The organism is Asticcacaulis sp. (assembly GCF_027484505.1).
Taxonomy (GTDB): domain Bacteria; phylum Pseudomonadota; class Alphaproteobacteria; order Caulobacterales; family Caulobacteraceae; genus Asticcacaulis.
On record NZ_JAIXSV010000178.1, the window covers coordinates 1 to 11,762 of the forward strand.

At 61.5% G+C, this 11,762-nt stretch carries 8 protein-coding genes; 4 read left to right on the top strand and 4 right to left on the bottom strand.

Annotated features, from left to right (window positions below):
* Nucleotides 1-114: 114 nt before the first annotated feature.
* Nucleotides 115-486: a hypothetical protein gene (locus Q0072_RS10990; RefSeq protein WP_298329764.1), complete on the bottom strand. Its 372-nt coding sequence runs from the start codon at nt 484-486 to the stop codon at nt 115-117.
* Between the two features lie 298 nt (nt 487-784).
* Here Q0072_RS10990 and fumC point away from each other — a divergent pair, with 298 nt between their 5' ends.
* From fumC to sugE, 3 genes are all read left to right on the top strand, one after another.
* Nucleotides 785-2,179, top strand: coding sequence for a class II fumarate hydratase (gene fumC, locus Q0072_RS10995; protein WP_298329784.1), 1,395 nt, complete (start codon nt 785-787; stop codon nt 2,177-2,179).
* 164 nt (nt 2,180-2,343) lie between these two features.
* Entirely contained in the window at nt 2,344-5,685 is a 3,342-nt protein-coding gene (locus Q0072_RS11000; protein WP_298329766.1) for a DNA methyltransferase, read from the top strand.
* A 753-nt stretch (nt 5,686-6,438) separates the two neighbouring features.
* Nucleotides 6,439-6,756 (top strand): quaternary ammonium compound efflux SMR transporter SugE, encoded by a 318-nt coding sequence (gene sugE / locus Q0072_RS11005; protein WP_366941799.1) that lies wholly within the window; start codon nt 6,439-6,441, stop codon nt 6,754-6,756.
* Between the two features lie 139 nt (nt 6,757-6,895).
* On the opposite strand, the gene Q0072_RS11010 is transcribed toward sugE, so the two are convergent.
* Nucleotides 6,896-7,315, bottom strand: a complete 420-nt coding sequence (locus Q0072_RS11010) for an MAPEG family protein (RefSeq protein ID WP_298329773.1) — start codon at nt 7,313-7,315, stop codon at nt 6,896-6,898.
* 82 nt (nt 7,316-7,397) lie between these two features.
* Here Q0072_RS11010 and Q0072_RS11015 point away from each other — a divergent pair, with 82 nt between their 5' ends.
* Nucleotides 7,398-9,266, top strand: coding sequence for an ABC transporter ATP-binding protein (locus Q0072_RS11015; RefSeq protein WP_298329776.1), 1,869 nt, complete (start codon nt 7,398-7,400; stop codon nt 9,264-9,266).
* Nucleotides 9,267-9,268: 2 nt separating this feature from the next.
* On the opposite strand, the gene Q0072_RS11020 is transcribed toward Q0072_RS11015, so the two are convergent.
* Nucleotides 9,269-10,441: a DUF1501 domain-containing protein gene (locus tag Q0072_RS11020; protein ID WP_298329778.1), complete on the bottom strand. Its 1,173-nt coding sequence runs from the start codon at nt 10,439-10,441 to the stop codon at nt 9,269-9,271.
* 1 nt (nt 10,442) lies between these two features.
* A partial coding sequence (locus Q0072_RS11025; protein ID WP_298329781.1) for a DUF1800 family protein occupies nt 10,443-11,762 on the bottom strand: 1,320 nt, incomplete at its 5' end.

Below are 11,762 nucleotides of genomic sequence, written 5' to 3' on the forward strand. Positions count from 1 at the left end.
ACGGCTGGACCGTCTCTCGTCTCGACGAGTTGATGCCATGGAATTTTAAGCCAGATAAAGCCGGCGCCTGATCCACAAAATCGTCAGATCCGCAACATGGGTGCGTGTTTACGCTTACCTTTTTTCCGAGTCAATCATCAATTTGTCTAATAGTATTTTGGAAAATAATTTCACCATCGCCTTTTGGCTCTGGCCGTCCTGTTGTATCCTCAGAAGATTTGCTTTTGACCAATATGCAACCGGGTTCGAACCAACAATGTCTTTGTTTTTTACAAGTTTAACGAGAAAATCGTTTACATACTCTTCTGAAAGAAAAGTTTGTTTGATTACATAATCGAATTCTCTAAGGAATGGTAATTGATTTTCTTTATTAAATTGACTTGCCCATCTATCAACATGCTCAACATTTGGTTCTGGCAATTCACCATATCTATATGTTTTAATAGTCTGGGTTATAGATAATAATAGTTTGCTACGCTCGTCCATGAGCTCCCCCATTTTTTGCGTTTGATGTAGACTGTCTTGTATTAAGGTATAAATCTATCAGGGGTAGATTTGAAAATCAATTTTCATCAAAGCGTCGTTTGTCTGCGCCGCCCCCCACCCCACAAAACCCCTTGCCCTTTTGGGGCAAATGTTCCACTGAAAGCCGCAGATTTTCAGGAGGGGTGCATCCATGTTCGGCTGGTTGTTCGGCAAGAAAAAATCGAAGGCTAAGGCGGCTAAGACCCAAACGTCTCAGGCCCCGGTCGTGGATGCCCCGGCAGTAACGGAGACTCCCGTCATGACCAAAGCGACACGTACCGAAACCGATACCTTCGGCCCCATCGAGGTCGATAATTCGAAATACTGGGGCGCGCAGGCGCAGCGCAGCCTCGGCAATTTCAAGATCGGCTGGGAAAAGCAGCCCTTGCCGGTGGTGCGGGCTCTGGGGATCGTCAAGCGCGCGGCGGCGGAAACCAATCAGTCGCTGGGCAAGCTGGACGCCACCATCGCCAATGCCATCATTCAGGCGGCCAATGAAGTGATCGACGGCAAGCTCAATGAGCACTTCCCGCTGGTGGTGTGGCAGACCGGTTCGGGCACGCAGTCGAACATGAACGCCAACGAAGTCATCTCCAACCGCGCCATCGAAATTCTGGGCGGTGAGATGGGCTCGAAGAAGCCGGTGCACCCCAACGACCACGTGAATATGTCGCAGTCGTCGAACGACACCTATCCGACCGCCATGCACGTGGCCTGCGCTGAGCAGATCGTGCACGACCTTCTGCCGGCGCTGAAGCACCTGCACGCCGCGCTTGATGCCAAGGCGAAGGCCTGGGCCGAGATCATCAAGATCGGCCGCACCCATACGCAGGACGCCACGCCGTTGACGCTGGGTCAGGAGTTTTCGGGCTATGCCAAGCAGGTCGAAAACGGCATTGCGCGCATTGAATCGACGCTGCCGGCGCTGATGCAACTGGCGCAGGGCGGTACGGCGGTCGGCACCGGGCTCAACGCGCCGATCGGTTTCGCTGAGGGCGTGGCCGAAGCCATTGCGCGCATCACGGGCTTAAGCTTCACCACGGCGCCGAACAAGTTTGAAGCGCTGGCGGCACACGACGCCATGGTCTTCTCGCACGGGGCCATCAATACGGTGGCCGCGTCGCTGTTCAAAATCGCCAATGATATCCGGTTCCTCGGTTCGGGCCCGCGCGCCGGTCTGGGCGAACTGGCCCTGCCGGAAAACGAGCCGGGTTCGTCCATCATGCCGGGTAAGGTCAACCCGACCCAGTGCGAGGCGCTGACTCAGGTCTGCGTGCAGGTGTTCGGCAACCACGCCGCCCTGACCTTTGCCGGGTCGCAGGGGCATTTTGAGCTGAATGTCTTTAACCCGGTGATGGCCTATAACTTCCTGCAATCGGTGCGTCTGCTGGCCGATGCGGCTGTATCGTTCACCGACAACTGTGTCGCGGGGATCGAGCCGCGCATCGACAATATCCGTAAGGGCGTCGAAAACTCGCTGATGCTGGTGACGGCGCTGAACGGGCGTCTGGGCTATGATGCCTGCGCCAAGATCGCCAAGACCGCGCACAAGAACGGCACGACGCTGCGCGAAGAGGCGGTCGGTGGCGGCTACCTGACCAACGAAGAGTTCGATCAGTACGTCCGCCCGGAAAACATGGTCAGCCCCGGTTAATGGGCGGGATAACTGGCCCGGTTAATCGGCGCTTTCCAACACAAGATGGCAACGGCGCGGGCGCAATCCCGCGCCGTTTGTGTTTGGGCCGCCCGAAAATAGCGCTTTACAGAAATGCAATTTAAAGTAGCAATTGCCCTCATCTCTCTTCAGGGGTGGGGTGAATGGATACTGAGGCATTTCTGCGCCGCTGGACGCGCGGTGAGGGCGGGGCGGAGCGCGCCAACTATACCCTGTTTCTAAGCGAGCTGTGCGATGTGCTGGGCGTCGCGCGGCCCGATCCGGCGAGCGGCGGGGCGCGGTTGGGGGCCTATCAGTTCGAAGCCCCGGTGCGCTCACGCGAGTCCGAAGGCGTCCGCTCGACCAAGCGCATCGACCTCTATAAGCGCGACGCCTTTATCCTTGAGGCCAAGCAGTCGCAGGCCAGGGATCGTGCGGATCAGGTGCCCCTGCCGGGGTTTGATGGCGAGGCGCTGGGGCGGCGCACCACCTCCAAACGCTGGGACACGCTGATGATGCGCGCCCGCTCACAGGCCGAAGGCTATGTGTACCGCCTGCCGACCGATCATAAGGCGCCGCCCTTCCTGATCGTGTGCGACGTCGGCAACAGCTTTGAGGTCTTTGCCGATTTCAGCGGCACGGGGCGCAACTATGCGCAGTTCCCCGACCGCAACGGCTTTCGCATCTATCTCGAAGACCTGCGTGATGAGGCGATCCGGGCGCGGCTGAGGGCCATCTGGGACGACCCGCTCAGCCTGGACCCGACGCGAGAGCGGGCGCGGGTGACGCGCGGCATCGCCAAACGGCTGGCCGAAGTGTCGAGAGCGCTGGAAAAGCAAAACCATCCCGCCGAAGAGGTGGCACCGTTCCTGATGCGTTGCGTCTTCACCATGTTTGCCGAGGACGTAGCGCTTTTGCCCAAGGACAGTTTTAAGACGCTGCTGGGGACCTGTCTCGACACGCCGGACATCTTTGTGCCGATGATGGAGACCCTGTGGCAGGCCATGGATACGGGGGATTTCCACCCCGGTATGGCCGCGCGGCTGCGGCGCTTCAACGGCGGCCTGTTCAAGAATGCGCGGGCCTTTCCGCTTCAGCGCGAGGAGATCGGGGAGCTGATCGAGGCGGCGAGGGCGGACTGGACGCTGGTGGAGCCGGCGATTTTCGGCACCCTTCTGGAGCAGGCGCTGGACCCGCAGGAGCGCCTGAAACTGGGGGCGCATTTCACGCCGCGCGCCTATGTGGACCGGCTGATCCACGTGGTGGTGGTGGAGCCTCTGCGCGAAGAGTGGCGCGCGGCGCGCACCGCGGTCGAAGATGCCAAGGCCAGAGGCGACACCGAAGCCGCCAAGGCCGTCTTGCGGGCCTTTCACGCACGGTTGTGCGACGTGCACGTGCTGGACCCGGCGTGCGGGACGGGGAACTTTCTCTATGCGGCGCTGGAGCTGATCAAGCGGCTGGAGGCTGAGGTGCTGGAGCTGTCGCTCGATCTGGGCGACACCATGATGATCGACGCCACGACGGTCAATCCGCATCAGTTTCTGGGGATCGAGCTGAACCCGCGCGCGGCAGCGATTGCTGAGCTGGTGGTGTGGATCGGCTATCTGCAATGGCATTATCGCACCCACGCCAGCCATCCGAACGACCCCGTGCTGAGGGATTTCCGCAATATTGTCCGCAAGGATGCCGTGCTGACGTGGGACGGCTATCCGGCCGCTTCGGCAGGCTATGCGAATCCACGGCTGCCTGAGTGGCCCGAAGCGGATTTCATCGTCGGCAATCCGCCCTTTATCGGGGGCAAGGATGTGCGCGACCGTCTGGGCGGGCCCTATGTCGAAGCCCTGTGGAGCGCGCATAAGGCGATGAACGACAGCGCCGATTTCGTCATGTACTGGTGGGACCGGGCGGCCGATATACTGACGCGCAAAAAGACGCGGCTGCGGCGCTTTGGCTTTGTCACCACCAATTCGATCACCCAGGTGTTTCAGCGCAAAACGCTTGAACGGTGGCTGACCGCCAAAAAGCCGCTGAGCCTGATCTACGCCATTGCTGATCACCCATGGACGCGGGCGACGAAGGATTCGGCGGCGGTACGCATCAGCATGACGGTGGCGCGCGCCGGCACGCATGAGGGGGTTCTGGAAAGCGTCACCGCCGAAAGCGGGCTCGACAGCGACGACCCGCATATCCGCTATCAGGCGCAAACCGGGCGCATCCATGCCGATCTGACCGTGGGGGTGGATGTGGCCTCGGCCAGAGGGCTTATGGCGAATGAGGGGCTGGCGACAAGAGGCGTTGCGCTGCATGGTGCAGGGTTCATGGTTACGCCGAAGCAGGCGGAATATCTTGGCCTTGGCAGGCAAGAGAGACTCGAAAACCATATCCGACATTACCGGAACGGTCGGGATTTGATGGGCGTGTCTCGTGGAGTGATGGTTATCGACCTTCACGGTCTGTCTTCTGATGAAGTTCGATCGAAATATCCTAAAGTCTATCAGCATGTTTTATTGCAGGTTAAACCCGAAAGGGACCTCAATAACGAAGAGTACAGGCGCGTGAACTGGTGGCTTTTCGGGCGAAAAAGTACGGATTTACGAGAGGGCTTGAGAGGCCTGCCGCGCTATATTGCGACGGTGGAAACCGCCAAGCACCGGGTATTTCAATTTCTTGATGCGTCGATTCTGCCGGATAACAAGCTGGTCAATATCGCGCTTTCAGACGGTTTTGGTTTAGGCGTGCTGCACTCCAGAGCGCACTTTCTCTGGTACGTGGCCAACTCCGCCAAGATCGGTATGTATGAAGGGGATGCGGTTTACGTCAAATCCCGCTGCTTCGATCCGTTTCCCTTCCCGCCGGCCGATCTGGCGCAGCGACAGGCCATCGGGGATATCGCCGAAGCGCTGGATGCACACCGCAAGCGCGTGCTGGCCGAGCATCCGCACCTGACCCTGACCGGGCTTTACAATGTGCTGGAACGCCTCAAGACCGGGATCGCGCCAGAGGCCCTGACAGCGGAGGCGCGGCGTATCTTCGATGACGGGTTGGTGCTGATCCTGAAGGAGTATCATGAGCGGCTCGACCGGGCGGTGATGGCGGCCTATGGCTGGGCCGAAGACCTGAGTGACGATGCGGTTCTGGCCCATCTGGTGGCACTCAACCGCGAACGCGCGGCGGAAGAAGCGGCGGGGCAGGTGCGCTGGCTGCGGCCCGACTATCAGATTGCGCGCTTTGCCCGTGCGGCGATTCAGACCGGTGAACTGGCGCTGGAGGCTGTCTCCGCCGAAATCCTGCGGCCGGAATTCCCCAAGAGCCGCGACGCGCAGCCCTTTGCGGTGCTGAAGGCCGTGGAACGTGCCGGCGGGCTGTCCGAAGACGAGGTGGTGCGCGCCTTTGCCAATGGGTCGCGCCATCGTCAGCGCATACTTAGCCTGCTGCGGACGCTCGATGATTACGGCCATCTGGACCGCCTGGAAGACGGGCGGGTGCTGCCGCATCGGGTGGCGTAAAACAAAAACGGACAGAAGAGTGATCTTCCGCCCGTTTTTTTGGCTGTTTGGTTTTGTGTGGCTGTGCGGTGGGCATCAGCGCCTCCCTGTCGTTACGCGTCACTCATCTGTCAGCATTACTCAAATAACGAGCAGGGCGACGGTAGCGAGGGCGGCGAACGACAGGAAGAACAGGCCGGTCAGAGCGTTGGTCATGGCAATGATCCTTAAGCGATGGTGAGGAGGGAGATCACGCAGAAGGCGGTGATCGACAGGAAGTAGAGCGGGGTGAGGTAGCGAGTCATGATGTATTCCTTTCGGTTTATGTAAGTAATGGCTTAGATGCTGAGCAGGGCGATGGTCAGGAAGGCGGCAAAGCTGAGGAAGGTGGCGCCGGTCAGAGAGATTTGCATGATGATATCCTTTCGGTTAGGTAAGTATTCGGTTTGAAGTTTGCTTGTGCGGGGCGGTGTTTCGTCCGCCGGTGAGGTGGGTATGCCGCAGCCCGCCGATAGTTTCAAATTAAATGAACGTCATGAACGGGATTTAATCATTTGATTTATTTAATGAATTTTGCGTAATAACTTACAGGCCTGTAATGTGGCCAAAAGCTGAGCCCGATCAGGGCTTTATCCGGCGCGGCGCTTTTGCTATAGCTGATCTGTTCCCGACGAGACGCGCCGTACCGGGACCGTAAGCCGTTTGCGGACAGACAAGACGACGCTCCCTGACATGATGTTTTCAAAGGAGTCTGTCATGACGACGGTCTTGCCGATGCCGTGGGTGTATCTGATTATTGCCGGGCTGCTGGAGGTGTGCTGGGCCATCGGGCTGAAATACAGCCACGGCTTTACGAAGCCGGTGCCGAGCCTGTTCACGCTGGTGACGCTGGCCGGGAGTATGTTCTTGCTGGCCAAGGCGGCGCAAAGCCTGCCCATCGGCACGGCCTACGGCGTGTGGGTGGGGATTGGCGCGCTGGGGGCGGCGATCCTCGGCATCGTGCTGTTCCACGAAGCGGTGACGCCGATGCGGCTCCTGTTTCTGGGGATGCTGCTGGTGGCGATTATCGGCCTGAAGGCGACGTCGGTTTAGGCCCGTTTATGATTCAACCTGAACGAAATGCGCTCTCAGAAAGGCCCCCACCACCGCATCTCACCTGCTGTCGCTACGCGCATCAGACTCGTGCGGTCCCCCTCCCCAGTAAACTGGGGAGGTACAAGGGAGCGCGGTCTCACGCCAGCCGCACAAAAAACAGCGCCCACATCGTCAGCAGCACCGTTACCGACCCCGCAAAGGCCAGCAGGCGGAACAGGATGTGGTTGATCGTCACATGGATCAGGCTGTGCAGGACACGCAAGGCCACATAGGCCCAGGCCAGTATCAGTTGCCCATCGCTGACCGTCTTCGTGACAAACAGCAACACGCAAATCACATAGAACAGCACGGGCAGTTCACACAGGCTCGAATAGTTGCGGCTGATCAGGCGGCTCTGTTTCGGCACCCGCTCGCTTTCCCCAAAGGCGAAGTCGCGCGGCGTCACCTTTCCGGCCTTGGCCGCCGCGAGGCGGGTGATCAGAATGCCCGTCAGCATGACGAAGGTGAGGGCGGCCAGCGCCCCCATCGGCCACAGGATCAGAAGCGTATTGGGCATGGGACCTCCGGTTTTCTCATTTTTGAGCATGACACGATCCGCCGCTTTCGGCTACTGACGCCTCCTGACCGGCGCGGCTGCCATGCGTGCGGCCCCATCCGAAAGCTGTGCCATGCTGACCGCCCTGTTTCGCCGTTTTGAGCGCCTGATTGACCCGTTCCGGCCCTATCCGGAAACGACCCCGCCGGCGTCGATTGTGCCCTATTTTCTCGTCTATCTGCGTCAGACCTGGCCGGTCTTTGCGGGTGTGCTGGCGGCGGGCCTTTTGGTCACCCTGACCGAGGTGATGATCTTCCGCTTCATCGCCGACATTGTGGACATCCTCAACACCACAAAGCCGTCGCAGCTTTGGGCGCAGCACGGCCGCTACTTCACCGCTATGCTTCTCCTGCTGGGCATAGGCTGGCCGCTGCTGGTGCTGATCCAGTCGCTGCTGCTGCAACAGGGGGTGACGACCAACTTTCCGGCCCTGATCCGCTGGCAGTCACACCGCCACGTGGTGCGTCAGTCGATGAGCTTCTTTTCCAACGACTTTGCCGGTCGTGTGGCGTCCAAAGTCGTCGATAGCGCGTCGAGCGTGCGCAACACCCTGATCACCCTGTGTGACACCTTCCTCTATGTGCTGGTCTATTTTTCCAGCGCGCTTTACCTGTTTTTTCAGGCCGACATCCGCCTGATCGTGCCGCTGAGTCTGTGGCTGATCAGCTATGGCCTGATCTGCTGGCGCTTTGTGCCGAAGCTGTCGAGCGCCTCTGAGCAGGCCTCCGAAGCCCGTTCGGCGCTGGTCGGGCGCGTGGTCGATAGCTACACCAATATCCAGACGGTCAAGCTGTTCGCCGATCCGTCGCGCGAAGACGCCTATGTGCGTGAGGCGCTGGAAGACAATACGGCCAAATGGCAGCAACAGCAGCGCCTGATCACGCGGCTGGATATCCTCGTTGCCTGTCTCAATGCCGCCCTTCTGCTTTCGACCGGCGTGCTGGCCGTGTGGCTGTGGGGGCAGGGGCAGATCACCGTCGGGGCCATCGCGCTGGTTGGCGCGTTGACGCAGCGCGTGCTCAACATGTCGGGCTGGGTGATGTTTCAGGTCACCAGCCTGTTTGAAAATATCGGCACGGTGCAGAATGGGATAGAGACCATCGCCAGAGCCCACAGTGTCAGTGACGCCCCGGACGCCCAACCCCTTACCGTAACGGCGGGGGAGGTGCAATTTGACCGGGTGCGTTTCAACTACGGCGAAGGCAAAGCGGCGCTGAACGGTATCGACCTGACCATCGCGCCGGGCGAAAAGATCGGTCTGGTCGGGCCGTCCGGCGCGGGCAAATCGACGCTGGTCAATGTCTTTTTGCGTCTCTACGACCTCAGCGAAGGCCACATCCGCATCGACGGTCAGGACATTGCGCACGTCACGCAGGACTCGCTTCGCGCCCATATCGGCATGGTGACGCAGGACACGTCTTTGCTGCACCGTTCGATCCGCGCCAATATCGCCTATGGCCGGCCGGGGGCCTCGGACGCAGAGATTATCGAGGCCGCCCGCCGCGCCCACGCCTGGGACTTCATCCCCGACCTGCGCGACAACAAGGGGCGCTCAGGCCTTGATGCCCATGTGGGGGAACGCGGCGTCAAGCTGTCCGGCGGTCAGAGACAGCGCATCGCCATCGCCCGCGTCCTGCTCAAAAACGCGCCCATCCTGATCATGGACGAAGCCACCGCCGCGCTCGATTCCGAGGTCGAAGCGGCCATTCAGGACAGCCTGATCGAACTGATGCAGGACAAGACGGTCATCGCCATCGCCCACCGCCTCAGCACCATCGCGCGGATGGACCGGCTGGTCGTGCTGGACGAAGGGCGGATTATCGAAACCGGCACCCATGCGGAATTGCTGGCGGCGCAGGGACTCTATGCCCGCCTGTGGGCCCGCCAGACAGGCGGCTTTATCGCGGAGTGATCTTACACCAAACCGTCCAGCGGTTTGACGCTGAGCGCGCCGGGGAAGACGTCGGTCTGTAGCCGCCGCACATCGGCCCCCAGATGGTCGCGGGCCACGCCCATGACCACAGCGCGCAGGTCGGTGGTCGGGGTGAGGTCGCGCCCTTCATAGAGCTGCGCGGCTTTCAGGCCCGGCCAGTCGGCGATGACGCGTCCGCCCTTGACGGCACCACCGGCAAGGAAGGCCGTCGTGGCCTGACCGTGGTCGGAGCCCTGCGTGCCGTTAAAGCGCGCCGTGCGGCCAAATTCGGTCGCCACCAGCACCACCGTGTCGGCCCATTTCGCCCCCAGACCCTGCTCAAAAGCCGCCAGAGACTGATCGAGGCCGCTCAGAAGCTGTGTGAGGCGGCGCTGTTCGGCGGTGTGCGTGTCCCAGCCGTCAAAGGCCATGGCGGCGATGCGCGGGCCGTCGTCACGTCCCATCAGGGCTGCGGCCCCCTTGGCCATATCGACCATGGCCACGGCCGGTCCACCGCCGCCCATCATCGGGTTCATGCCCGAGGCGATCTTGCCCGTGTCGATGCCCTCTTGCAGCACGGTCATCAGGGCCGGATCGGTTTCGCCATAGAGGCGCAGCAGGCGCGGGGCGAGGTCGGGATCGGCGGCCTTCAACTGCTGCGGTGCCCAGCCGAGCAGGGGGGCTTCGCCACGGATGACCAGCGGCGTCAGCGTGCCGACCGACAGGGATTTTTGCGCCGCGCCGATCTTGGTCCCTTGCCCCAGCGACAGGATCAGGCGGTTGAGCCAGCCCGTATCGGCGTGGCCGGGCACGTCAAAGCCCGACTCCAGCACGTCCTGACCATCGAAGTGCGAGCGGTTGCGATAAGGGGTGGCCGAGGCGTGGACAACCGCCGCCTGACCCGCCCCATAGAGGCGTTTCAGGTTGGGCATGGCCGGGTTCAGGGCAAAAAAGCCATTGAGCGGCAGGGCCTCACCCTCCCATGCCGGGGGGCGCAGGGCTGAGAAATCGGGATCACCGACCGGCGGCACGGCGGCAAGACCATCGAGCGCGCCACGCAGGATGATGACGACGAAGCGCGGATCACGTCCCGCAGCAAAGGCGCTCTGTGGCAGGACAGCTGAGGCAAACAGGCCGGTGGAGGCGACGAGGAAGGAGCGGCGGTCGAGAGTCATATCAACGCCTCATGAATTCGGGGGAGAGGAGCACGAGGGCGAGGCCCTGCGGACGGGTTTCGGCCAGGGCGACCGAACGACGGGTGGTCTCGGAAATCAGGCCTTTCAGCCGCTCTTCGGCAAAGACGCGCGGATCGGTCTTTTCGGCGACGCGCTCGGAGAGCTGATAGGCGAGGTCGAGGCGGTTGTTCAGGCCTTCGGGCGTGGCCCAGACGTTGGCCAGATCGGAAAAGCCATTAGGGCCGGGCGGCTGCCACAGGGGCTGACCCAGCACGCGCAGGGTTTGCAGGAAGCGCTGCGGCTGGATCGGCGTATCCAGCGCCCGCAGGCTGGCGATCACATATTCCTGTGGCGGGCGCAGCTTGCTGCGCGGCGCGCTCCAGCTCTCTTCGGCCGCGATCAGGGTCGCATAGACGGCGCTCAGGTCGCCGTCGGTCTCAAGGAACCGCTGGCTCAGCCGTTCGACCAGTGCGGCGGGCGGCTGATCGCTGACGAAGTGGCGCACCAGCTTGGTGGCGATGTGTTTGGCCGTCGCCGGGTGGCGGGCGAGGTCTTCGAGCACGCGGATGCCCTGCGCTTCGCCGTCATCGGCATAGGTCTTGCCCAGGATCGTCTGCGGGCCCGGTTCGTGGGCATTGGGGTTAAAGCGGAAGCCGTCGCCCTTGCCCGTTCGATCGATCCCCCAGCCGGTGATCACCTTGGCAAAGCGCATCACATCGGCCTGCGTGTAGCCGCCATTGACGCCCAGCGTGTGCAGTTCGAGGATTTCACGCGCCAGATTTTCGTTCAGGCCGCGCTTGCCATTGCGGTTGGCGCGGGCGTTCGGCCCGATCGAGGCGTCATTATCCAGATAGACCTGCATGGCCGGATGACGCTCGGCCGCCAGCAACAGGTCGCGGAAACGCCCGGTGATGTGTGGGCGGATGGCCTCGCGCTCATAGGCTCCGGCCAGTATCCGCACAGGCAGGCCCTTATCGACCGACACGGCGAAATGATTGGCCCAGAACATCACCAACCGCTCATGGAAACCGATGCGGGCGTCGCCCCAGACCTTCAGCCGCGCGGCGACCTCGGCAAAGCTGACGGCCTGCGGCAGGCGCTGATCGTCCATCGGGGGCGGCTGCTTGCCCGCCATCTGGCCCGCCATATCGGGGGCGGCCATAGACGGGTTATCTTGAGCCGGGCTCTGCGTTTGCGCCTTAAGCTCGCGTCGCTCTTTGCGGGCGCGGTTATAGGCGGCCAATTGGGTGAGCAGTTCCGGCGTCGGCGGCAGGGCGCTGGAAAAGCCCAGATCGCGCTGCACGTCGCTGAGGCTCATACT

Bases quoted from the DNA above. Each gene is read 5' to 3' on its own strand.
- fumC (WP_298329784.1), top strand. From the start codon at position 785: ATGACCAAAGCGACACGTACCGAAACCGATACCTTCGGCCCCATCGAG.
- Q0072_RS11015 (WP_298329776.1), top strand. From the start codon at position 7,398: ATGCGTGCGGCCCCATCCGAAAGCTGTGCCATGCTGACCGCCCTGTTT.
- Q0072_RS10990 (WP_298329764.1), bottom strand. From the start codon at position 486: ATGGACGAGCGTAGCAAACTATTATTATCTATAACCCAGACTATTAAA.
- Q0072_RS11020 (WP_298329778.1), bottom strand. From the start codon at position 10,441: ATGACTCTCGACCGCCGCTCCTTCCTCGTCGCCTCCACCGGCCTGTTT.
- Q0072_RS11000 (WP_298329766.1), top strand. From the start codon at position 2,344: ATGGATACTGAGGCATTTCTGCGCCGCTGGACGCGCGGTGAGGGCGGG.
- Q0072_RS11010 (WP_298329773.1), bottom strand. From the start codon at position 7,315: ATGCCCAATACGCTTCTGATCCTGTGGCCGATGGGGGCGCTGGCCGCC.
- sugE (WP_366941799.1), top strand. From the start codon at position 6,439: ATGCCGTGGGTGTATCTGATTATTGCCGGGCTGCTGGAGGTGTGCTGG.